Source organism: Kitasatospora azatica KCTC 9699 (assembly GCF_000744785.1).
Taxonomy (GTDB): Bacteria; Actinomycetota; Actinomycetes; order Streptomycetales; family Streptomycetaceae; genus Kitasatospora; species Kitasatospora azatica.
Genome location: NZ_JQMO01000003.1, coordinates 2869948 through 2892723, shown reverse-complemented (window position 1 = coordinate 2892723; position 22776 = coordinate 2869948). Strand labels below are relative to the sequence as shown.

The window sequence follows — 22776 nt, the reverse complement described above, 5'->3', positions numbered from 1 at the left end:
TCAGCCGAGGTGTGGCACGGACTTGCGGATCAGGGCGTCGGTCGTCTCCCGTAGCCGACCGCGAACGGCGGGATCGTAGGCGGCGGTGTGCGCCCGGCTCTTCCGCTTGCCGTCGAAGTAGCCACCGGTCACCTCCGCACCGGCCGGACCGAGGATCAGTGCGAGCAACGGCTCGCCCCCCGACTCCACCGTGCTCCACGGCTGGATCCCGGCCTCCCGAACCTGCGGGGTGTCCATGAAGTTGGCAGGGTGCAGGCAGTTGACCGTGACACCGGTGCCCTGCAACTCCTCGGCCAGGTCGAAGGTGAACGCGGCGAGCGCGAACTTGCTGCGGGTGTACGCGGCCACCCGGTCGTAGCCGCGGTCCATCCGCAGATCGCTCAGATCCGGCTCGGACTGACCGACCGATCCGACGTTGACGATGCGGGCCGGCCGGTTCGCGCGCAGTGTGGGGACCAGCGCGCGGCTGAGCACCACCGGGGCCAGGTAGTTGACGGCGTACCGCAGTTCGTAGCCGTCCTGGCTGAGCTCGCGCCCACTGTCGGGGCGACCACCGCCGACGCCGGCGTTGTTGACCAGCACGGTCAGGGCGCCGAACTCCGCGGCGATCCGCCGACCCAGGTCGGCGGTGGCCGCGAGCGAGGACAGGTCGGCGACCACCGGATGCACCCGGCCACCGGCCGAGGTCAGCTCCGCCGCCAGCTGCCGGCAGCGTTGCTCGTTCCGGCCGTGCAGCAGCACGGTGACACCCTTGCCCGCCAGTTGACGCGCGGTCCACTCCCCCAGTCCTGAGGTGGCCCCGGTGAGGAGGACGGTCTGGTCGGCACTGCTCATCTGCCGTTCAACCCTTCTGTACTTGCTTCTGCCACGGCCCACGGCCCGGCGATCTCGATGGCGACGGTGACGAGGGTCCGGTCGGAGGTGTTGTGCACGGCGTGCCGGATCGGCAGTCCCTCGCCGCTGTTGAACACGACCTGACCCGTTGTCAGCTCGCCCTTGGAGAGGACTTCGCCGTCCGGCCCGAGCGAGTTCCCGGCCGCGCCGGAGAGGACCACCGTGACCCAGGGATGCCGGTGGGTGTGCGCCGGCCGCGTCTCGCCCGGGCGTACCGTCTCCATCCAGCACTTCAATCCCGGCTGGTCCACCAGGAGTTCGGTGCCCAGCTCGACCCAGGGCGGCAGTGCTGCCGACTCGTCAGCGTCCGACACCGGCCACCTCGCGGGGGCTCGCCGCGCCGGCCGCCAGGCCCGGGGTCAGCATCCGCCGGGGGTTGTCCACCATGAGCGAGGTGACGATCTCGGGCGCGACGCCGGCCGCCGCCAGATCGTCGAACACCCGGGTGTGCAACTCGGTGTAGCTCCACCGCGGGTAGAGCGCGTGGCGCTGCTCGACGGTCACGTAGTCGATGTGCGAGGCGCAGTCCTGGGAGAGCAGCAGCTGCCCCGCATGGCCACGCGCCACCAGGTCGGCGATCATCCGCACCCGCTGCGGATCGGGCGCCAGGTCCTCCATCCCGAACCGGTCGAAGCCGATGAAGCACCCGGTCTCGGCCAGGCGGTGCAGGTAGCTCGCGTCCGCGGAGTCACCCGCGTGCGCCACCACCACCCGCTCCGCCGCCACGCCCAGCCCGGTGAGCAGCTCGACCAGAGCGAGTCCGTTGCCCTCGAAGGGATTGGAGTGCACCACGATCGGGACCCCGGTGCGGGAGTGGACCTCGGCCACGGCGGCGGCCGTGCGGGTCGCGTCCCGGTCCGGAACTCCGTCCTCGACGGCGAACTTCAGCAGTGCCGCCCGGATCCCGGTCCCGCCGATGCCCTCGGTGATGTCCTGCTCCAGCAGGTCCACCAGTGGATCCGGCACCTCGATCGCGCAGCCGGGTCCGCGGAAGCGCAGAAACGGCGGCAGTCCGCCGGCTGCGTAGATGCCGGTCGCGACCAGCAGGTTCACCCGGGTCCGGGCGGCAACCTGCTGGACCAGACCGATGTCCCGGCCCTGCCCGATGACCGTCATGTCGACCACGGTCCGAACACCCAGCTCGTAAGCGAGCTCCAGCTGCTCGGCGGCCGTCCGGGCGCCGCTCTCGCGGTCCCACAGGCTCGGGTAGTTGTGCTGGAACTCGCTGCTCAGGACGAACAGGTGCTCGTGCGAGAGGGTAACGCCGAGCTCGTCCACGCCGATTGGACCGCGCACGGTCTGGACGGTCGCCGGTGCCGATGTGCCGGGGCTGGTGCTCATGGTCGAACTCCCTTGGGCCGTCGTACGTCCCGGTCATCCTCCGGTGGAGCGCGGCTCGAGGTCCAGCGGCCTGGATGGTGGCTCAACCACCAGTCTGGTCGGCCCGACCGTCGGCGAGCTGCTGCGCCTCGATGAGTTTCGGCAGCTCAGCGGCGAGTTCGGAGCCGGCCGGAGCCAGGTGCGCGACCAGCGTGTGCACCCCGTCTGCGGCGTGCATCTTGACGTACTCGAGTGCGATCTTGCCGAACCTCTGGTGGTTGAAGGTGCGCGTGCCCGGGGTGTAGGCGACCAGGTCCATCCGCTCCCACATCACCCGGAACTCGGGGCTGGCCTGCTCGAGGCGACGGACCAGTGAGGAGAAGTGCGGTAACAGCAGCTGCTCGCCCGCCTGGGAACGGAACAACGCGACCGTGTGGGCGGCCTCGTGCTCCCAGTCCACGTGCATCTCGCGCAGTTCGGGCGACATGAACATCAGCCAGAGGATGTTGCGGTCGGCCGGCGGTACCAGGCCGAAGTCCCCCAACAGGGCGGTCTGGCCACGGTTCCAGGCCAGGATGTCGAACCGACGGTTCGTCATGAAGGCGGGGTTCGGCTCCAACTGCTCGAGCAGCAGCCGGTATCCCTCCGGCACCGGGCCCGGCACCGGGTTCCCCACCCCTGGTGGCACCTCGTCGGCCAGCTGGAAGAGGTGCGCCGTCTCCACCTGGTCCAGGCCGAGCGCGCCGGCCAGTCCGGACAGCACCTGCCGGGAGACCCGGATCTGGCGTCCCTGCTCCAGCCACGTGTACCAGGAGGCGCTGACCCCGGCCAGCGCGGCCAGCTCCTCGCGCCGCAGACCCGGCGTGCGCCGCCGTCCGCCGCTCTCCAGCCCCGCTGACTGCGGAGTGCGTCGCTCTCGCCTGCTGCGCAGGAAGGCCGCCAGCTCACGGCGGCGCTGCAGTGACTCACTCATGGCATTCCCCTTGCCGCCGGATCGGCGCCTGGTGGTCAAAAACCCAGGATAAGTGCCCATCTTTTCAGTCCGGTGAAGGGCGAGCAGGGTAGGTCGCAGGCGCAGTTGTGCGTCAGCGCGGCGTCCGGCGCAACCCCGCCACGCCCGTGTACTCCGTACCTCCTGGAGAGAACAGATGTCCACGAAGAACCTGGCCGGCCAGCACGTTGTCGTTGTCGGCGGTAGCTCAGGCATCGGCAAGGCGGTCGCGGCGCAGGCGCTCGCTGCCGGTGCGCGTGTCACGATCGCTTCCCGGTCGGCGGAGAAGCTCGCGGCGGCGGCCGGCGAGCTCGGCGACGTGGCCACGGCGGTCGTCGACGTGACCGACGAGGAGAGCGTGCGGGCCCTGTTCGCCCCGATCGAGTCCCTGGACCACCTCGTGGTGTGCCCCGGCGACATGGCCAACGGCTCGGTCTACGAGGTCAGCGCGGAGTCCATCCGGGCCTGCCTCGACACCAAGCTGGTCGGTCAGCTGCTGTCCGTGCGGCACGCGGGCAAGAAGCTCACGCCGGAGGGCTCGATCGTGCTGCTGGCAGGCGCCGGCGGGTACAAGCCGTTTGCCGAGCTGAGCGTCACCGCGGCGGCCAACGTCGGGATCGGCGCGATGGGGCGCTCGCTGGCCCTGGAGCTGGCGCCGATCCGGGTCAATGTCGTGGTGGCCGGCCTGATCGACACGCCGCTGTGGGACTTCATCCCGGAGTCCGACCGGGCCGCGTTCTTCGAGCACACCGCCAAGACCACCCCGGTGGGCCGGATCGGCCAGCCCGCCGACGTCGCCGCCTCGGTGATCCACCTGCTGGAGAACACCTTCGTCAGCGGCGCGCTGGTACACGTCGACGGTGGCGCACTGCTGTGACCCAGGCGGTAGGGGGTGGTGCGGCCGGGGCCCAGGGCTCGGCCGCACCACCCCCGGCGAAAACCGAGAACCGGTCAGGCGGCCTGCGACGCGCCACCATTGTGGTGCTGGCCGCCGGCTGCGGGCTGAGCGTCGCCAACCTCTACTACATCCAGCCGCTGGTCCCGGTGATGGCTGCCGACCTGCACATCGCCCCGGCCGCGCTGGCACCGGCCGTGTCCAGCACCCAGATCGGTTACGCCGCAGGCCTGTTCGGACTGGTCCCGCTCGGGGACGTACTGGACCGCCGGAAGCTGCTGACCTGCCTGATGAGCGCGGCGGCCGTCGTACTGGCGCTGCTGCCACTCGCCTCGAGCGCCCTGCTGCCGTTGTTCTACGGGCTGTTGGGCCTGGTCAGCGTGTCCGCCATGGTGATCGTCCCGCAGGCCGCCGAACTGGCGCCGCAGCGGCAACGCGGGCGCGTGGTGGGGACGGTGATGACCGGACTCATCCTCGGCGCGCTGCTCTGCCGCACCTTCGCCGGCGCGCTGGCCGGCCTGGCCGGCTGGCGGTCGGTCTACTGGGTGGCCGCCGTCCTCACCATCGGCATGACGGTCGCCGTCCGCCGGGTGGTGCCCACCCGCGGCGCGGGGAGCGGCGCGCAGGGCAGTGGTCTGACGCTGCGCGGGTACGCCCGACTGTTCACCTCGCTCGGCCCGCTGGTCAGGGCCCGGCCGGTGATCATCGAGCGTTCCCTCTACGGCGCCCTCGGCTTCGGCACCTTCAACGTGTTCTGGACCGCGCTGCCGCTACGGCTCTCCGCGGCGCCCTACCATTACGGCGCCCCGGCCATCGGGCTGTTGGGGCTGCTCGGCGTCGCCGGCGCGATCGGTGCCTCGTTCGCCGGCCGGCTGGCCGACCGCGGTCTGAGTCGGACCGTGACGGCGGCCGCCTTCGCGCTGATCGTGCTCACCTTCACCGGGGCGCACTCGCTCTCGGGGGAGCTCGCGGTTCTCGTGTCGGCCATCCTGGTACTGGACTTCGCCGCTCAGGGGGCCCACATCACCAACCAGACCGTGGTGTTCGCGGGCGCCGCCGACTCGCGAAGCCGGGTCACCACGATCTACATGACGAGCTACTTCCTGGGCGGCGCCGCAGGATCGACCGCGGCGGGATTCGCCTGGACGCATGGGGGGTGGCCCAGCGTCTGCGTGGTCGGGATCGCGATGGCTGCCGCGGCTCTGCTGGTGCTGCTCGCCGGGGAGCTGATCCGTCGCCGGCGGTGACTCCATCAGGTGGAGAACGGGTCAGGCGAAGAACCTGTCAGGCGGAGAACTTCATGTCGCGGTAGGCGATGGGCCCGCGCCGCTGCGGCCCGGACCGAATGATCTCCTGCTGCAGCAGCGTCAGATAAGCGGAGGGCTCCATTCCCAGCTCGTCGACGATACGTTGGCGTAACGTGCGGTAGATCTCCAGCGCCTCGCTCCGGCGGCCCGCCTGGAACAGTGCGATCATGAGTTGCCCGTGTACGTTCTCGTGGAACGGATGGTGCGCGGTCAGCTCCCGCAGATCACTCAGCACATTCAGCGGGCGCCCCAGCTGCAGCTCCAGTGCGATCAGCTGCTCCGTGGCATTCAGGCGACCTTCGTTGAAACGATCGGCCCAGGCCCGCAGAATTGGCCCGCAGTTGATGTCGGCCAGCGCCGGACCACGCCAGAGATCAATAGCCGACCGATAGCAGAAGACCGCCTCCTCCATTTTCTGGGAACGCCTGGATTCCTCCGCCCGCGCCAGGACCTGGCGGTATTGCTCGAGGTCGAGGTGCTCCGCGGCCACCCGCAGGACGTATCCGCCGGGCTGGGTGATCAGCATGGTCTCCGAGGCCGCCTGCGGGGTCACGCCCAGCGCCTCCGAGAGGGACCGCCGCAGCTGCCCGACATAGGTCTGCAGCGTCGCCGCGGCAGTTCTGGGCGGGCGGTCGCCCCACAGCTCGCGGTAGAAGTCAGAGGTATGGATCAGCCGGTTCGCGTTGATCGCCAGGAGCGCCAGGACCTGCCGCGGCTTTGGTGCACTCGGCGCGGCATCCCGCCCGCCGGCTCGCACCGAAAGCTCGCCGAGAACTCGCGCTGATATCTCGACCATACACATCCCCCATTCAAGCAGCCAGAATCGTTTCCATGCCGTTAACAGAAGCGTGCCGCTCGCACCGATCTTAACTTTGATCAGTTCAGAACACTTTAGACACTAACACGACTTTGGAGAGTACGCCCACGATCATCTCAAATATCGAGATGCCCCGATTGGTACCGTATGAGCGATTTTAGATACCGGCTCCGACATACCGCTGAGATTAACGAAAAAATTAAGTCAAGTGACTTTGCTAAAGTTTTCAACATCTTGGCCGAATCCGCCGGCCGCCTGAAATCGATCACGCATACGACTTTTACTCCCAGCCGAACTCCGGGCAACGAGCGAGCCGCCGGCCGACGACCTGCTCGGACTGGTCCGGACAGCAAGAAAGCCCCAGGCCGTTGACCTGGGGCTTTCCTTCTGAGCGGGCGACGAGAATCGAACTCGCGCTATAAGCTTGGGAAGCTCATGTTCTACCATTAAACTACGCCCGCGTGACGATCCGTCAGGAACGGCTCGATCATGCACCATGCTACCCCATCCCATCCGCCGTGCTGCACACCGGCGAGCCCTGGTGAGGGATGTCCGGAAGATCCCCTAATGTGACGCTGGCGCGGTGCGGTGCGGGCCGCGGTTGGGGCAAGTGCAGTGCAGTGCAATGCAGAGCAGTGCAGTGTGTGGGAAGCAGTGTGGGAAGGGGATCAATGGAGCGGCGGACCGTTGTTCGTTGTGCTGAGGGGCACCTGTTCAGTACCAGCACGTTCCCGATGCAGAATCTCGGGGCCGGACGGCTCGGGCCGGGGCGGTTGATCCGGTGTCCGCAGTGCGGGCGGTTGCGCAGTGCGGTGCCGGCGGATGTGAGCGCGCTGTCGGAGGGCCAGTTGGCCCGGGCGCTGCGGCTCGCGTAGCGGCGCGGGAGACGGGCGGGGCCCCTTCCGGGCGGATGGCCGGGAGGGGCCCGAGGCGCCGTTGCGGCCGACGAGAATTGGGTGTCGGCCTGCGAGCACGTACTCTCGTGGCGTGCTGCTCTCCGACAAAGACATCCGCAATGAGATCGACAAGGGCCGGGTCGTGCTCGACCCGTTCGACCCTGCCATGATCCAGCCCTCCAGCATCGACGTGCGGCTGGACCGCTTCTTCCGGGTGTTCGAGAACCACCGGTACCCGCACATCGATCCCTCGCAGGAGCAGCCGGACCTCACCAGGCTGGTGGAGCCGGAGGGCGAGGAGCCGTTCATCCTGCACCCGGGCGAGTTCGTGCTCGCGTCCACCTACGAGGTGATCTCGCTGCCGGACGACGTCGCCTCCCGGCTGGAGGGCAAGTCGAGCCTGGGACGGCTGGGGCTGCTGACGCACTCGACGGCCGGCTTCATCGACCCGGGGTTCAGCGGGCACGTGACGCTGGAGCTGTCGAACGTCGCGACGCTGCCGATCAAGCTGTACCCGGGGATGAAGATCGGGCAGCTCTGCCTGTTCCGGCTCTCCTCGCCCTCCGAGCACCCGTACGGCTCGGAGCGGTACGGCTCGCGCTACCAGGGGCAGCGCGGGCCGACGCCCTCGCGGTCCTACCTCAACTTCCACCAGACCAAGGTGTAGGGCGCAGTCGGATCAGATCCGCTTCGGGCGGGTCACCGCGGTGAGCTCTGATCCGTCGTCAGAGAGGGTCAACTCGGTCTCCAGCGAGGAGAGTTGACCCAGACGGTGGAGGTGGCTGCCACCGCAGGCGATGGCCGCCGAGCCGGCCGGCAGCTCGCACAGCCAGCGGCGGCGGGCGGTCAGTTCGGGGCCGGGGACCTCGATCCGCACCGGGGCGTCGGCGGCGACCCAGCCGGCCAGCCGCTCGTTGACGGCGGCGGTGATCGCCGGGAGCGCCTCGGCCAGAGCCGGCAGCTCCTCGACCGCGTCGACCGTGAAGCCCTTCTTGCGCAGCGACTTGCCCAGCCGGTAGACGTCGGTGCTGGCCTCGGTGTCCATCACCGAGGAGGCCATCGCGAGGCTGTCGAAGTCGGGGTTGCCGAAGGCGTCCGCGCGGCCCGGGTCCTTGCGCCAGCGCGGAGCCAGCGCCTCGTTGAGGGCGAGCGCGAGCAGGTGGCAGCCGGTGTGCGCGGCGGAGACGGCGAGCCGGCGTTCGGCGTCCACCGCCAGGGCGACCTCGGCGCCGAGCAGTTCGCCGCCGACCGCCGCGGCGGGGTCGCCCGCGAGCACGTGCAGCACCAGCCAGGACCAGGCCTCGTCACCGCGCCGCACCGGAATGTCCGCGCCGACCAGCAGCTCGTCGCTGTCGGGGCCCACCGCGCCGGTCAGGCAGTCCACCACAGCCAGCTCGGTGCCCGCCACGGTCAGCGTGCCGGTGTCGGCGGGCTGGTCGGGCCAGGTGTGGTCGAGCGGGTGGAACGGGGTCTCGGCGGTGACGAGGCCGAACCGGCCGTCGCCGAGCGGGTGGACGGCGAGCACGGTGGACTCGCCGGTCACCGCCCCGCCGGGGAAGCTGACTCGGGTGGTGGGGAGGGTCATTCAGGAACTCCGTAGGTGAACACGCAGACAGGGTGGGGAAGATCAGCCGAGTGTCGGCAGCTTGATCAGCACCAGCAGGGCGAGCAGCTGCAGGGATGCCGCACCGGCGGCCTTGCCCCAGGGTAGGTCGTGCACCCGGCGGACCATGGCGGTCAGCAGGCCGGCGCAGAGCAGCCAGCTCGCCCAGCCGAGCGCCTGCACCACCGGGTTGCCGGACGGCAGGAAGAGCGCGAGCAGCAGCCGTGGCACGTCCGTGGTCCAGCCGATCAGCACCGCCAGGCCCACGGTGGACGCCAACGGGCCGTCGCCGCCGAGCTGGCGGGCCAGCGCGTAGGTCACCGAGCCGAGCATCAGGCCGGCCAGCGTGAAGCCGATGGCCGCCCCGGCCAGCGACCAGGCGGCGACCGTGAAGGTGGAGCTGACCACCTCGTTGTGGGTGTCGCCGAAGCCGAGCACCGCGAGCACGCCGTAGAGCAGTGAGACGGTGACGGCGGGCAGCCAGAGCTGGTGGTCGCGGGTCAGGTCGAAGGTGCGGTTCGGCGACCGGTAGAGGCCGGTCAGCAGCTCCCGCCAGCGCGGTCGCGGACCGCTGGCCCGCGGCGCGGTGCGGGCGCCGGCCCGGTAGGTGGCGACGCTCTCCGCCTGCTCGTACCCGAGGTCGTGAGCGGGTTCCGGATACCCGTCCGCCCCGCCTGCCGGGAACTCCCGGGTGAACCCCGGCTGGTCCCCCTGGTACGGACCGCCGTACTGGTCACCGCCGTACTGTTCGCCCCCGGACGGCGCCCCGCCCCACCCGCTCTGATACCCGTTGCCAGCCACCCTCCGAAGGTACCCGGAAAGCCGAACGGCGGCCCGGACACCCGGCGGGTTGCAGCAGGGCTGTGACGCACACCGGCGCCGCAGCCCCGCCGCAGGAGCCGGTCGGTACTACTTCTGCAGCACCGAGCCGTGCACGGTCGCCGCCGAGGACTCGCCGGCGGGGCAGCCGCCGGGGCCCGCGGTGGTGCGCACCGCGCCCACCGGCAGGCGGGTGCCGCAGGCGATCCGGATGCCGTTCGGCAGCTCGTTGTCGGACTCGACCACGGCGCCGTCGCCGATCACCGCGCCGTCCAGCACGGTACGGTCCCCGATCACCGCGAAGGCGCCCACGATCGAGTCCTTCACCACGGCGTCCGCGCTGATCACCGCGCCGGGCAGCACGACGCTGCCCTCGACGATCGCACCGGCCGCGACCGAGGCGCCGTCGGCGATCACGGTGCCGGAGCTGAGCACGGCGGCGGGGTCGACGGTGGCGCCGGGCAGCAGCAGGGCCTCACCGGTCGGGCCGGGGACGGCGGGCGAGTCGACCCGGCCGAGCACCAGGTCGGCCGAGCCGCGCACGAAGGCGGCGGGGGTGCCGAGGTCCAGCCAGTACGAGGTGTCGACCACGCCGCGGACCAGGGCGCCGGTCTCCAGCAGCTCCGGGAAGGTCTCGCGCTCGACCGAGACCACCCGGCCGGCCGGGATCCGGTCGATCACCGATCGGGTGAACACGTAGCACCCGGCGTTGATCTGGTCGGTGACGATCTGCTCGGGGGTCTCCGGCTTCTCCAGGAACTCCAGCACCCGGCCGGCCTCGTCGGTCGGGACCAGGCCGAAGGCGCGCGGGTCCTCGACCCGGGTCAGGTGCAGGGTGACGTCGGCGCCGGCGGCCACGTGGCCGTCCCGCAGCGCCGCGATGTCCAGGCCGGAGAGGATGTCGCCGTTGAAGATGAGCACCGGCTCGTCCGGGCCGCAGGTCAGGCCCTCGGCGGCGTTGCGGATCGCGCCACCGGTGCCGAGCGGCTCGACCTCGGTGAGGTAGACCAGCTCGAGCCCGTACGGCGACCCGTCGGCGAAGTGCTCCTCGAAGACCTCGGCCAGGTAGGAGGTGGCCAGCACCACGCGGGTCACGCCCGCCGCCGCTGCCCGGGCCAGCTGGTGCGCGATGAACGGCACACCGGCGACCGGGAGCATGGGCTTCGGGGTGTGCGTGGTGAGCGGGCGCAGCCGAGTGCCCTGACCGCCGACCAGCATGATCGCCTGGGTCATCTGTGGGTTTCTCCCCTTGGTTCCGGTCAGCGACCTGGCCTGTGGAGTGTTGCCAGGACCGTCGCTTGGGTGCTTGGTGCTTGTCGTACAGAGGTGCTTGTAGTACAGCGCAGCAACCTGCCCCGGGCGGATACCACCCGGGGCAGGCATCATATGTGAGGCTTCGAGCCGCAAGCACATTCGCGCTCGCCTCGAACTCCCGCTCTAAACCTCGGCAGCCTCGGCAATCGGAGCGGCCGGCGTGGCCTTCACCGAGTCGAGCAGCAGCTGCGCCACGTCGACCACCTTGAGGTGTTCCTTGGCGACACCCTCGTTCTTCTTTCCGTTCACCGAGTCGGAGAGCATCACCAGGCAGAACGGGCAGGCGGTGGAGACGATGTCGGGGTTGAGCGACAGCGCCTCGTCCACCCGCTCGGTGTTGATCCGCTTGCCGATCCGCTCCTCCATCCACATCCGCGCGCCACCGGCGCCGCAGCAGAAACCGCGCTCCTTGTGACGGTGCATCTCCTGCTGGCGCAGGCCCGGGACCTTGTCCATGATCTCGCGCGGCGGGCTGTAGACCTTGTTGTGGCGGCCCAGGTAGCACGGGTCGTGATAGGTGATCAGACCCTCGACCGGGTTGACCGGGACCAACTTGCCCTCGTCGATCAGGTGCTGCAGCAGCTGGGTGTGGTGGATGACCTCGAAGTGCCCGCCGAGCTGCGGGTACTCGTTGGCGATGGTGTTGAAGCAGTGCGGGCAGGTGGCGACGATCCGCTTCTTCGGAGCGTCCTCCAGCGCCGCGTTCAGCGTCTCGACGTTCTGCGCGCCGAGCATCTGGAAGAGGAACTCGTTGCCCAGGCGGCGGGCGGAGTCACCGGTGCAGGACTCCTCCTTGCCGAGGATGGCGAACTGGACGCCGGCGGTGTGCAGCAGCTCCGCGAAGGCCTTGGTGGTCTTCTTCGCGCGGTCCTCGAGCGCACCGGCGCAACCGACCCAGTAGAGGTACTCGACCTCGGCGGGGTCGATGTCCTCGCCGATCACCGGCACCTCGATGCCGGTCTCCTTCTTCAGCTCCTTCACCCAGTCCAGGCGGGCCTTGGTGGCCATGCCCCACGGGTTGCCCTTGTTCTCCAGGTTCTTGAGCATCGTCCCGGCCTCGGTCGGGAAGGAGCTCTCGATCATCACCTGGTAGCGGCGCATGTCGACGATGTGGTCGATGTGCTCGATGTCGACGGGGCACTGCTCGACGCAGGCACCGCAGGTGGTGCAGGACCACAGCACGTCGGGGTCGATGACGCCGTTCTCCTCGGCGGTGCCGATCAGCGGACGCTCGGCCTCGGCCAGGGCCGAAGCCGGCACACCCGCGAGCTGCTCGGCGGTCGCCTTCTCGTTGCCCTCCATGTCCTTGCCGCCACCGGCCAGCAGGTACGGCGCCTTGGCGAAGGCGTGCTCGCGCAGGCCCATGATCAGCAGCTTCGGCGAGAGCGGCTTGCCGGTGTTCCAGGCGGGGCACTGCGACTGGCAACGGCCGCACTCGGTGCAGGTGGAGAAGTCGAGAATGCCCTTCCAGGCGAAGTGCTCGACCTGGGAGACGCCGAAGACGGCGTCGTCGGCCGGGTCCTCGAAGTCGATCGGGGCGCCGCCACTGGTCATCGGGCGCAGCGCGCCGAGGGCGACGCCGCCGTCCTCCTCGCGCTTGAAGAAGATGTTGAAGAACGCCAGGAAGCGGTGCCAGGCCACACCCATCGAGGGGTTGAGGCCGATGGTGGTCGCCCAGGCGAAGGAGACGCTGATCTTCACCATCGCGACGATGTAGATCAGGTTGACCACGGTGGCGTGCGAGAGGCTGCCGAAGGCGGCCACCAGCGGGTACGAGACCAGGTACTTCGCCTCGTAGGAGGTGACGCCGGTCAGCGCCCCCTCCAGGCCGCGCAGCAGCATGATGCAGATGCCGATGCCGAGGATCGTGTACTCGACGTAGAAGGCCTGCCAGGCGATCGAGCCGGCGAACCGGGACTTGCGGCCGGCCCGGGAGGGCAGGCTGAGCAGCCGGATCACCATCAGGGTCGCGATGCCGAGGACGGTGAAGGTGCCGACGAACTCGACGAACAGCTCGTACGGCAGCCAGTCGCCGAGCACCGGCAGCACGAAGTTGACGTCGAAGAGCTGGCCGAAGGCGTTGACGATGGTGAGGAAGAGGCTGAAGAAGCCGACCGCGACGAACCAGTGCGCGACGCCGACGATCCCCCAGCGGTTCATCCGGGTGTGGCCGAGGAACTCGACGCCCACCGTCTTGGCGCGCTGGACCGGCCGGCCGGTCCGGGTGGCGTCCGGCTGCCCGGTCGTGACGACCTTGTAGATGTACATGCCCGCGCGAGTGGCGAGCGCGATGCCGATCACGGTAATGATCAGCGAGATGACGATCGCTGCTAGCTGCATCGGCTCTCCGTCTCCTGTGCGTGCCGACCCCTGCAGTTGGAGGGGCCCCTCCCGGCAGTGTACTCACCGGTAACTTAATCCAGGGATCGGGGCGGACATTACCGCGCGTTAACGTCCACTCAGAAGATGCGCAGGCTATGGCGGCAGTCACTCCAGGATCCCTCACCCGGAAGGCGCACCGGAACCCTTGCAGATAAGCGCGCAATAAAGTTGAGCGACATCCACTCAGCCCTGTTGACGACCCTCCGTCGCTCAGGCATGCTTGAGCGCGTAAAGCTCAACTTCTCCATGGAGGTATCCACGATGGCACGCGCGGTCGGTATCGACCTCGGCACGACCAACTCGGTGGTCAGTGTTCTCGAAGGCGGTGAGCCCACCGTCATCACCAACGCCGAGGGCGCCCGGACCACGCCGTCCGTCGTCGCCTTCGCCAAGAACGGCGAGGTGCTGGTCGGCGAGGTCGCCAAGCGCCAGGCGGTGACCAACGTCGACCGCACCATCCGCTCGGTCAAGCGCCACATGGGCACCGGGTGGAAGATCAACCTGGACGGCAAGGACTTCAACCCCCAGCAGATCAGCGCCTTCATCCTGCAGAAGCTGAAGCGCGACGCCGAGGCCTACCTGGGCGAGACGGTCACCGACGCGGTGATCACCGTCCCGGCGTACTTCAACGACTCCGAGCGCCAGGCCACCAAGGAGGCCGGCGAGATCGCGGGCCTGAACGTCCTGCGCATCGTCAACGAGCCGACCGCCGCAGCCCTGGCCTACGGCCTGGACAAGGACGACCAGACCATCCTGGTCTTCGACCTCGGTGGCGGCACCTTCGACGTCTCGCTGCTCGAGATCGGCGACGGCGTGGTCGAGGTCAAGGCCACCAACGGTGACAACCACCTCGGTGGTGACGACTGGGACCAGCGGGTCGTCGACCACCTGGTGAAGGTCTTCCAGGCCGGCCACGGGGTCGACCTGTCCAAGGACAAGATGGCGCTGCAGCGTCTGCGCGAGGCGGCCGAGAAGGCCAAGATCGAGCTCTCCTCCTCCTCCGAGACCTCGATCAACCTGCCCTACATCACGGCCTCCGCCGAGGGCCCGCTGCACCTGGACGAGAAGCTCACCCGGGCCCAGTTCCAGCAGCTGACCGCGGACCTGCTGGACCGCTGCAAGCACCCGTTCCACAACGTGATCAAGGACGCCGGCATCTCGCTCTCCGAGATCGACCACGTCGTCCTGGTCGGTGGCTCGACCCGCATGCCGGCCGTCGCCGAGCTCGTCAAGGAGCTGACCGGCGGCAAGGACGCCAACAAGGGCGTCAACCCGGACGAGGTCGTCGCGATCGGCGCCGCGCTGCAGGCCGGTGTGCTGAAGGGCGAGGTCAAGGACGTCCTGCTGCTCGACGTCACCCCGCTGTCCCTGGGCATCGAGACCAAGGGCGGCATCATGACCAAGCTGATCGAGCGCAACACCACGATCCCGACCAAGCGTTCGGAGATCTTCACCACCGCCGAGGACAACCAGCCCTCCGTGCAGATCCAGGTCTACCAGGGCGAGCGCGAGATCGCGGCGTACAACAAGAAGCTCGGCATGTTCGAGCTGACCGGCCTGCCGCCGGCCCCGCGCGGCCTGCCGCAGATCGAGGTCACCTTCGACATCGACGCCAACGGCATCATGCACGTCGGCGCCAAGGACCTCGGCACCGGCAAGGAGCAGCGGATGACCGTCACCGGCGGCTCCTCGCTGCCGAAGGACGACATCGAGCGGATGACCCGCGAGGCCGAGCAGTACGCGGAGGAGGACCACAAGCGCCGCGAGGCCGTGGAGACCCGCAACCAGGCCGAGCAGCTCGTCTACTCGACCGAGAAGTTCATCGCGGACAACACCGACAAGCTCCCGGCCGACGTCAAGACCGAGGTCGAGGCCTCGATCGGCGAGCTCAAGGAGGCCCTGAAGGGCGAGGACATCGCGGCCATCCGCGAGGCCTCGGAGAAGGTCTCCACCACCGCCCAGAAGCTGGGTCAGGCGCTCTACGCCGACGCCCAGGCCTCGGGTGCCGCCGCCGGTGCCGCCGGTGCCCAGGACGGCAAGGGGGCCGCTGACGAGGACGTCGTCGACGCCGAGATCATCGACGACGAGAAGCCCAAGGGTGGTGCCGCATGACGGAGAAGCCGCAGGGCGTGGAGCCCAGCGACGACTCCAACGCCGACGAGGCGGTCCTGAAGGCCGCCGAGGAAGCCCTCAAGGGCGCCTCGGCGGAGGGGACCGACGACCTGGCCGCCGCCAAGCGCGAGCTGGCCGAGCGCACCGCCGACCTGCAGCGCCTGCAGGCCGAGTACCAGAACTACCGCAAGCGGGTCGAGCGCGACCGGCTGACGGTCCGCGAGATCGCGGTCTCCAACATCCTGGAGTCCCTGATCCCGGTGCTGGACGACATCGGCCGGGCCCGTGAGCACGGCGAGGTGACCGGCGGGTTCAAGTCCGTCTCCGACAACCTGGAGACGGTGGTCGCCAAGCTGGGCCTGCAGCAGTTCGGCAAGGAGGGCGAGCCCTTCGACCCGAACCTGCACGAGGCACTGATGCACAGCTACTCCTCGGAGGTCACCGAGGACACCTGTGTGCAGGTGCTGCAGCCCGGTTACCGGATCGGCGAGCGGATCATCCGCCCGGCGATGGTGGCGGTCGCGGAACCTCAGCCGGGCACCCAGTCCACCGGCGGCCCGGATTCGGAGGCCCCCGAGGCTGACGGTGCGTCCGAGAACTGACACGCTGTGCGCTGCGGGGTCGCGCGTCGCCTCTGGTGACGTGCGGCTCCGCAGTGCCGTATCAGTGATTACGAATGGGAGGTGGCGGCAGCCATGAGCACGAAGGACTACGTGGAGAAGGACTACTACAAGGTCCTCGGCGTGCCCAAGGACGCCACCACCGCCGAGATCAAGAAGACCTACCGCAAGCTCGCCCGGGAGTTCCACCCGGACGCCAACAAGGGCGACGTCAAGGCGGAGGACCGCTTCAAGGACATCTCCGAGGCCTACGACGTCCTCTCCGACGAGAAGCGCCGCAAGGAGTACGACGAGGCCCGCAGCCTCTTCGGCCCCGGCGGCATGCGCACCCCGGGCGCCGGCGGCAACGGCTACAGCTTCGACTTCGGTGACCTGTTCAGCGGCTCCCAGACCAGCAGCGGCGGCGGCATCGGCGATGTCTTCGGCGGGCTGTTCAACCGCGGCGGCCGGCAGGCCCAGCCCCGCCGCGGCGCGGACGTCGAGACCGAGGTGACGCTCAGCTTCGAGGAGGCGGTGGACGGCGCCACCGTCCCGCTGCGGATGACCAGCCAGGCCGCCTGCCGGACCTGCGCCGGCACCGGTGCCAAGGCCGGCACCACCCCCCGGGTCTGCCCGACCTGCGTCGGCGCCGGCACGGTGAGCCGGGGCCAGGGCGCCTTCGCGCTCTCCGAGCCCTGCCGGGACTGCAAGGGCCGCGGCATGATCGTCGACGACCCCTGCCCCGACTGCCACGGCAGCGGCCGGGCCAGCTCGGCCCGCACCATGCAGGTCCGGATCCCGGCCGGGGTCCAGGACGCCCAGCGGATCCGGCTCAAGGGCAAGGGCGCCCAGGGCGAGCGCGGCGGCCAGCCCGGCGACCTCTACGTCACCGTGCACGTCTCCAGCCACCCGGTCTTCGGCCGCAAGGGCGACAACCTCACCGTGACCGTGCCGGTCTCCTTCCCCGAGGCCGCACTCGGTGGCACCATCGACGTCCCCACCCTGAACGGCCCGGCCGTGAAGCTGCGGCTGCCGGCCGGGAGCGCCAACGGCCTGACCCTGCGGGCCCGCGGCAAGGGCGCCACCCGCAAGGACGGCACCCGGGGCGACCTGCTGGTCACCGTCGAGGTGACGGTGCCCCAGCAGACCACCGGGGATGCCCTGAACGCTCTGGAGCAGTACCGCGACGCCACCGCATCCGAGGACCCGCGAGCCGCCCTCTTCAAGGCGGCGGAGGGAGCGTGACCTGACATGACCCCCGCTGAATCCGGCACGGGACCCGGCATCGGCGCAGGCCTCGGCGAGGGCCTGCCCGGCGGCCCCTCGCCCCGCCCCCGCCGCACGGCCGCCTCGGCCGGGCCGAGCTACGTGCTCACCGAGGAGACCCCGGTCTACGTGATCTCGGTGGCCGCCGAGCTCTCCGGCCTGCACCCGCAGACCCTGCGCCAGTACGACCGCCTCGGCCTGGTCTGCCCCGACCGCACCGGCGGCGGCGGCCGGCGCTACTCGGCCCGCGACATCCAGCAGCTGCGCGAGGTCCAGCGCCTCTCCCAGGACGAGGGCATCAACCTGGCCGGGATCAAGCGCATCATCGAACTCGAGAACCAGGTCGCCGCCCTGCAGTCCCGGGTCGCCGAACTCGCCGCCGCGGTGGAGGGCGCCGGCGCCGCCCTGCAGGCCCGCGAGGCCGCGGTGCACGCCTCGTACCGGCGGGATCTGGTGCCGTACCAGCCGGCGACCCAGTCGAGCGCGCTGGTGGTGTGGCGGCCTCGGCGGTAGCGAAGGCAAGCCTGACAGGAGCGCTTGGCACCCCATCGGTTGGTGGGGTGCCAAGCGCTCCCGCACTTGCGTAGAGTGCTGCCAACTGCAGCAGTAACGACTTTTCCCGGGAGGGGGAGCCAAGGGATGAGTTCGACAGGCGGGGCCGAGGTGGAGAAGGAGCACGTCGACTTCGTGTCAGCGGAGGCGAAGTCCCTGTATCTCCGGGTCATCGCCGCGGGTGGAAGTATCGAGGTCGACGAGACGCAACTCGGTGGCCCGTACACGGAACTCGCCGAACTCGGTCTATTGGTTCTGGGCCAAGGAAAAACCTCGGTGGTGACCGCCACTGATCCGAATCGGTTGGCCAACCGCCTCAGTTCTGCCTGGCAGAAGCAGGCTCTTTCTCTGCTCTCTCAGGCGGTATCCATACCAGCTGCCATGCAGGACTTGAGTCACGCTTATCAGTCCCTGGATCAGCAATTCCATCCGGGTGGTCCGGTGGAGCACATCCACGGACTGGTTGAGATCAACCAGCGGGTGAGCACTCTGGTCGACGGCGCCGAGCGGGAGGTCCTGACCGCCCAACCGGGCGGGAGCCGGCGCCAGTCCCTGGTGCAGGAGGTGATGGAGGGCGACCTGTCGCTGATCCGCCGGGGCGTCGCGCGGCGGATCGTCTACCACCCCAGTGCCCGCTACTCGGCCCCGACCAGGCAGTACGTCGAGCGCATGACGGAAGAGGGCGCCGAGGTCAGGACCTTGGAGGAGCCGTTCACCCGACTCATCATCATCGATCGCCGGGTCGCCGTGATACCCGTTCAGGGCGACACCGAGAAGGCCGCCTTCGTCAGTGACCCGGGTGTCGTCGCCTACATGCTGGACTCGTTCGAGCGCCTGTGGGAGCGGTCCAGCCCGTTTCTGGGGGCAGCCGAGGTCCCGCCCGAGGTCATATCCCGGCTGCGCACCAATATCCTGCGCATGATGATCCAAGGGGTCGGCCACCGGGTCATCGCCCGGAACCTGGGCATCAGTGAGCGGACCCTTGCCCGGCACATCGCCGAGTTCCGCGAGGAGTACGGGTCGGAGACACTCTTCCAGCTCGGCTGGCGGATGGCGCTCAGTGCCCCGGGAAGCCTCTACCGGGACGACGAGGGCGAGGTTCTCGTGAACGAGGAAACCAAGAAGGACTAGCGGCACTCCACTCGGCGGCCCAGCGCGTCGTCGTCGAGCGACAACAGCGCCGGGCCACTCCCACGGAGGCGGGCTGTCCTAGACGCCCCAGGCGTAGTCGGACGGCGATGCCACCGCTGCGGCGTCAGCCGTGCCGCCGGCCAAAGCGTGAGTGGGTCCCCAGCCGTAGTCGGCAGGTGCCGCAAGAGTGCCCCACTTCCAATCGTTCGGCTGGGCAGCGCTGACGCCAATGGCTCCAGACACCAGCAGAACTGCGCCGACAGCAGCAGCCGTCACCACCGCGCGAATCCCGGATCGAGGTGCACGACGCATGCGGTGCCTCCTTGTCATGAACCTGATATAACGAACATTGTCAGCGCCCCGCCATACCCTTGGTGGGTAGACGCGAACAATCGTTTATCAAAGCCATACTCCGGCCTAGAGGCAAGCTCAGGCGTCCAGCAGCCCATGTCATCGTGCTGCCAGGCATAAATATGACACCTGTTTGTCGGAGCGCCGCCAGACATCACCCCCGACTCCGGTGTCATCCAAATGCCAGTCAGGGAGATGACACACCGGTTCTGTGGACGGCATGTGCCACCAGCAGTGACGATCAATTGGCGGAACGGGTTCCGAGCACCCTCCGGCTCGTAGCGGTTCAGCGACCGCCCCACCCGCCCCCTGCACTGCTTCACCTGCTCTGACACCACACTCAGCAGGACCGTCCACTTCCCCGGAGCCATCGCCATGAGTGAGCCCTACATGCGCCAGCACGCAGCCCAGGCCCCCGAAGGCCGCCGGGCTCGCGTCTTCCTCGCCGCGCCGCTGATGCGGCTGACCGGGCCGGCCGACAGCGTGGTGACGCTGGCCAGCCGCACCCGGCTGACCGCGCTGCGCAGTTCGCTGCTGCGCAGCGGCGCCGCCGTCTTCAGCGCGCACCACAGCGACGCGTGGACGGTGGAGGGGCGTGCACCCGAACCCCGTGTCCCGTCGGACTTCCGTGCCATGCAGACCGCCGACCTGGTCTTCGCCTACGTCGGTTCGCCGCTGTCGGCCGGGGTCTCGCTGGAACTCGGCTGGGGCTCCGCGCTGCGCAAGCCGATCGTGCTGCTGGTGGACGAGGCGATCACGCACAACCCGCTGATCGCCACCATCGAGCAGGTCGCCCCGGTGCTGCCGCTGGTCTTCGACGACACCTGGTCGCAGGAGAGCCTGCGTCACATCGTGGAGACCGCCCTGGACTGGGCCGGCATGGCGCTCTCGCTGCGCGAGGGCTTCTGGACCGCCCCCGGCGAGCACTTCAGCCCGGTCACCGCCCAGGCGCAGCACGACCCGTACCGCAGCTGGCCGAGCACGGGCGCGGCGACCGGCTGACCGGCTGACCGGCTGACCGTCGGCTGACGGAACGTCGGCTGTCGGAACGTCGGCTGTCAGTCCTCGTCGAGGATCCGGACCCTGGCACCCAGAGCAGTCGCGTACGCCGCGTACTCTGCGGTGCCCGGGTCCGTACGGGCCCTGGGCTGGTCGACGGTGCGTCGCACGATGCCGCGCGCAGTTCGGCACCGAGCCCGGCTGCCGCCCCTACCGCCCCTACCGCCGCTCCCCCGCTGCGGCGCGCATCAGCCAGCCGAGTTGGAACAGGGTGGCGGCGTCGTACAGCTCGCGCAGGCGGGAGATGTGGCCGGCTACGGTGCGTTCGCTCAGGCCCAGGCGGGTGGCGACGGTGCGTTGGGTGAGGCCCTGGGAGAGCATGCGGCCGACCTGGACGTGGACCGGGAGGGCGGCGGGGTCGGGGGTGGTGGTGCTCCAGGGGACGGGCTCGGCGCGGGACCAGTCGCGTTCGAACATGCCCACCAGGAACGACACCACAGCCGGGTCCTCGACGATGGCGGTGCTGGTGTACTGCGCCGTGGCGGGTATCAGGGCGGTGCGGCGGTCGAAGATGGTCATCCGCTTGAAGGACTCGCCGAGCACCCGGAACCTGGCGCCCAGTTCGGTGGATTCCAGGACGTAGGCGGCGGTGGGGCCGTCGGACCGGGCGGCGGGCTCGAAGAGGCAACGGCCGGCGCCGCCGCGTTCCAGGAAGGGGCGGGTGCGGCGGGCGGAGTCGGCCAGGATGTAGGTGGGCAGGGCGTTGCCGGGTTGGGCGGAGAGGATCTCCTCCTCCGCGTCGTCGAACCTCTGGTCGAGCCAGCGGCGGATCTCCGCCTGGTCGTGCAGGTGGCGCACCTCGCCGGAGCGGTCGACCTTGCGGGGGGTCAGGTCGTAGGCGCGGCTGAGGTCCTCCAGCAGCGCGGGCATCTCCTGGGCCTGGACCAGCAGCCTGGTGCCGGCCGAGCGCAGCTCCTCGCTGAGCCGGCCGCCGACGGCGCGCGGGTTGACGGCGGTGTAGGCGCCGTCGGCGGGTTCGGCGGCCAGCAGGCCGAGTTCGAGCAGTTCGGCGACCAGGGGCTGCTCGGATTCGCCGACCTCCGCCATCCGGAGTCGGCCGCCCTCGCCGAGGACCGCCAGGTAGAACGCCCGGGCGGCCTCGCCGGGCAGTGGCAGGGGGCTCGTCTCCGGGCCGATCCCGGTGCCGCTGCCGCTCTGGCCGCTACCGCTCTGGCCGTTGCTCTCAGGCCCGCTGCTCCCGGTCCCGCTCGTCTCGGTCATCGCGTGCTCTCCCCCGACTCCTCGTCCAACGGTTCCTCGTCCAGCGCGGGCGGCGGTTCATCGCTCGACCCGCGCATCAGCCAGCCCAGCTGAAAGAGCGTCCGGGCCCCGTACCGGTTCCGCAGCCGGGCGATGTGGCCGGCCACGGTGCGCTCGCTGATGCCCAGCCGGCGGGCCACGCCCTGCTGGGTCAGGCCCTGGGCGAGCAGCGCGCCGACCCGTCCGGCCACCGGGGCGGAGCGTTCGGCGATCCGGATCTGGGCCCAGCGAACGCTCTCGGCCCGCTCCCAGTCCCGTTCGAAGACGCGCAGCAGGTGGGCGACGACGGCCGGGTCCTCCACGAAGACGGCGGTGCTGGAGTCCTCGACGGCGGGGATCACGGCGATGCTGCGGTCCAGGATGAAGGTGCGCTGGAACGGCTCGTCCAGGATCCGCACGCAGCCGCCGTGTTTGGTCACCTCGGCGGCGTAGCAGACGGTGGCGGGCGCGGACAGCGCGCACGGCTGGTAGATGGTGCGCAGGGTGCCGCCGCGGCGCAGGAACGGCAGGTCCTGCGCGAGCGCGCTCTCCAGCAGTTCGGGCGGGCGGTGTCCCGGCTGGACGGTGATCAGTTCGTTGCGCAGTTCGGAGACCAGCTGGGAGATTCGCTTCTGGATGTTCTCCAGGCCGTGCACCCAGTCGGCGACCGGTCGGCCGGCGGGCGGGGCGGCGACCCGGTCGTAGGCCCGGATCAGGTCGCCGTAGCGGTCGTTGACGCTCTCCGACTCGACCAGCAGCCGGACTGCCTGGGCGCGCATCTCGGCGCCGAGCCGGACGGTCAGGGCGCGCGGGCTGACGGCGACGTAGGCGGCGGCGTGCGCCTGTGGGATCAGCAGGCCGGCCTCGACCAGGTGGTGCAGGGCGGGGCGTTCGGCCTCGGGGATCTCGTGGTCCGCCAGTCGGCCACCGCCGCGCAGCACGGCCAGGTAGAGGGCGCGGGCGGCGGGATCGAGCTCCGGGGCGCCGGCGGGCGCGAGCAGATCATCAGCGGGCACGGGCGGATCCGCGGTGGCGTCGGACACCCCGTCCCCCCTGTGCGCTGGACCGGAAGCGGTCGAACGACCGCCTGGGCGGCATCATCTCATCAGGAGTGCAGGTCCGGACCACGGGGCCCAAGCCGCCCGCCCCCCGAGCGGGCCACCCGGGCACCGTGGGCGGATCCGGCCCGGAGCCAGGGACGCGAAGTCTCCTGTGCTCCGGGCGGATCC

Annotated in this window: 20 protein-coding genes, 1 tRNA gene and 1 pseudogene; 10 read left to right on the top strand and 12 right to left on the bottom strand. The window is 69.9% G+C overall.

What is annotated here, in order from left to right:
• The 4 genes from BR98_RS23560 to BR98_RS23545 all read right to left on the bottom strand — a co-directional run bounded on the left by BR98_RS23560 (position 1) and on the right by BR98_RS23545 (position 3187).
• The gene (locus BR98_RS23560) at positions 1 to 834 is read right to left on the bottom strand and encodes an SDR family NAD(P)-dependent oxidoreductase (protein ID WP_035847361.1); all 834 of its coding nucleotides are present in this window, start codon (positions 832 to 834) and stop codon (positions 1 to 3) included.
• Positions 831 to 1208: a cupin domain-containing protein gene (locus BR98_RS23555; protein ID WP_035847359.1), complete on the bottom strand. Its 378-nt coding sequence runs from the start codon at positions 1206 to 1208 to the stop codon at positions 831 to 833. The genes BR98_RS23560 and BR98_RS23555 overlap by 4 nt, the downstream gene beginning before the upstream one ends.
• Positions 1195 to 2235, bottom strand: a complete 1041-nt coding sequence (locus BR98_RS23550; RefSeq protein WP_051970117.1) for a phosphotriesterase family protein — start codon at positions 2233 to 2235, stop codon at positions 1195 to 1197. The genes BR98_RS23555 and BR98_RS23550 overlap by 14 nt, the downstream gene beginning before the upstream one ends.
• Before the next feature lie 82 nt (positions 2236 to 2317).
• A complete protein-coding gene (locus tag BR98_RS23545) occupies positions 2318 to 3187 on the bottom strand; it encodes a helix-turn-helix transcriptional regulator (RefSeq protein WP_083976889.1) in 870 nt (289 codons plus the stop codon).
• 175 nt (positions 3188 to 3362) lie between these two features.
• Here BR98_RS23545 and BR98_RS23540 point away from each other — a divergent pair, with 175 nt between their 5' ends.
• Complete coding sequence (locus BR98_RS23540) at positions 3363 to 4082, top strand: SDR family oxidoreductase (protein ID WP_035847358.1); 720 nt, start codon at positions 3363 to 3365, stop codon at positions 4080 to 4082.
• The gene (locus BR98_RS23535) at positions 4079 to 5347 is read left to right on the top strand and encodes an MFS transporter (protein ID WP_157537905.1); all 1269 of its coding nucleotides are present in this window, start codon (positions 4079 to 4081) and stop codon (positions 5345 to 5347) included. The genes BR98_RS23540 and BR98_RS23535 overlap by 4 nt, the downstream gene beginning before the upstream one ends.
• Before the next feature lie 37 nt (positions 5348 to 5384).
• Here the strand turns inward: BR98_RS23535 and BR98_RS23530 are convergent, their stop codons facing one another.
• Positions 5385 to 6203 carry an AfsR/SARP family transcriptional regulator gene (locus BR98_RS23530; protein WP_063774937.1) on the bottom strand — a complete coding sequence of 273 codons (819 nt, stop codon included), beginning with the start codon at positions 6201 to 6203 and terminating at the stop codon, positions 5385 to 5387.
• A gap of 411 nt (positions 6204 to 6614) precedes the next feature.
• Positions 6615 to 6685: transfer RNA gene (locus BR98_RS23525), tRNA-Gly, on the bottom strand.
• Positions 6686 to 6895: 210 nt separating this feature from the next.
• Between BR98_RS23525 and BR98_RS41525 the strand changes: the two genes are divergently transcribed.
• Together BR98_RS41525 and dcd are read left to right on the top strand one after the other, a co-directional pair.
• Positions 6896 to 7099, top strand: a complete 204-nt coding sequence (locus tag BR98_RS41525; RefSeq protein WP_035847355.1) for a hypothetical protein — start codon at positions 6896 to 6898, stop codon at positions 7097 to 7099.
• 112 nt (positions 7100 to 7211) lie between these two features.
• Entirely contained in the window at positions 7212 to 7787 is a 576-nt protein-coding gene (gene dcd / locus BR98_RS23515; RefSeq protein WP_035847353.1) for a dCTP deaminase, read from the top strand.
• 12 nt (positions 7788 to 7799) lie between these two features.
• Here the strand turns inward: dcd and BR98_RS23510 are convergent, their stop codons facing one another.
• The 4 genes and pseudogenes from BR98_RS23510 to BR98_RS23495 all read right to left on the bottom strand — a co-directional run bounded on the left by BR98_RS23510 (position 7800) and on the right by BR98_RS23495 (position 13196).
• Positions 7800 to 8705: an alanyl-tRNA editing protein gene (locus tag BR98_RS23510; protein ID WP_035847352.1), complete on the bottom strand. Its 906-nt coding sequence runs from the start codon at positions 8703 to 8705 to the stop codon at positions 7800 to 7802.
• 42 nt (positions 8706 to 8747) lie between these two features.
• Positions 8748 to 9524 (bottom strand): Yip1 family protein, encoded by a 777-nt coding sequence (locus BR98_RS23505; protein WP_051970114.1) that lies wholly within the window; start codon positions 9522 to 9524, stop codon positions 8748 to 8750.
• Between the two features lie 186 nt (positions 9525 to 9710).
• Positions 9711 to 10775: pseudogene (gene manB, locus BR98_RS23500) on the bottom strand (mannose-1-phosphate guanylyltransferase); the annotation flags it as partial.
• Positions 10776 to 10979: 204 nt separating this feature from the next.
• Positions 10980 to 13196: a (Fe-S)-binding protein gene (locus BR98_RS23495; RefSeq protein WP_035847349.1), complete on the bottom strand. Its 2217-nt coding sequence runs from the start codon at positions 13194 to 13196 to the stop codon at positions 10980 to 10982.
• 303 nt (positions 13197 to 13499) lie between these two features.
• Here BR98_RS23495 and dnaK point away from each other — a divergent pair, with 303 nt between their 5' ends.
• The 6 genes from dnaK (at position 13500) to BR98_RS36610 (ending at position 20251) form a co-directional block, all read left to right on the top strand.
• Positions 13500 to 15350 carry a molecular chaperone DnaK gene (dnaK, locus tag BR98_RS23490; protein WP_035847345.1) on the top strand — a complete coding sequence of 617 codons (1851 nt, stop codon included), beginning with the start codon at positions 13500 to 13502 and terminating at the stop codon, positions 15348 to 15350.
• On the top strand, positions 15347 to 15952 hold the full coding sequence (gene grpE, locus BR98_RS23485) for a nucleotide exchange factor GrpE (protein ID WP_035847340.1): 606 nt from the start codon (positions 15347 to 15349) through the stop codon (positions 15950 to 15952). The genes dnaK and grpE overlap by 4 nt, the downstream gene beginning before the upstream one ends.
• Positions 15953 to 16045: 93 nt before the next feature.
• Positions 16046 to 17194 carry a molecular chaperone DnaJ gene (gene dnaJ, locus BR98_RS23480; protein WP_035847339.1) on the top strand — a complete coding sequence of 383 codons (1149 nt, stop codon included), beginning with the start codon at positions 16046 to 16048 and terminating at the stop codon, positions 17192 to 17194.
• Positions 17195 to 17200: 6 nt separating this feature from the next.
• Entirely contained in the window at positions 17201 to 17728 is a 528-nt protein-coding gene (locus tag BR98_RS23475; protein WP_083976883.1) for a heat shock protein transcriptional repressor HspR, read from the top strand.
• A gap of 126 nt (positions 17729 to 17854) precedes the next feature.
• Positions 17855 to 18898: a helix-turn-helix domain-containing protein gene (locus BR98_RS23470; protein WP_035847338.1), complete on the top strand. Its 1044-nt coding sequence runs from the start codon at positions 17855 to 17857 to the stop codon at positions 18896 to 18898.
• Between the two features lie 726 nt (positions 18899 to 19624).
• Positions 19625 to 20251 carry a TIR domain-containing protein gene (locus BR98_RS36610; protein ID WP_157537904.1) on the top strand — a complete coding sequence of 209 codons (627 nt, stop codon included), beginning with the start codon at positions 19625 to 19627 and terminating at the stop codon, positions 20249 to 20251.
• Positions 20252 to 20467: 216 nt separating this feature from the next.
• Here BR98_RS36610 and BR98_RS23460 read toward each other — a convergent pair whose 3' ends face one another.
• Both BR98_RS23460 and BR98_RS23455 read right to left on the bottom strand, forming a co-directional pair.
• On the bottom strand, positions 20468 to 21529 hold the full coding sequence (locus BR98_RS23460; RefSeq protein WP_035847337.1) for a helix-turn-helix domain-containing protein: 1062 nt from the start codon (positions 21527 to 21529) through the stop codon (positions 20468 to 20470).
• Entirely contained in the window at positions 21526 to 22563 is a 1038-nt protein-coding gene (locus tag BR98_RS23455; RefSeq protein ID WP_157537903.1) for a LuxR C-terminal-related transcriptional regulator, read from the bottom strand. Before BR98_RS23455 ends, BR98_RS23460 begins: the two co-directional genes overlap by 4 nt.
• Positions 22564 to 22776 lie beyond the last annotated feature (213 nt).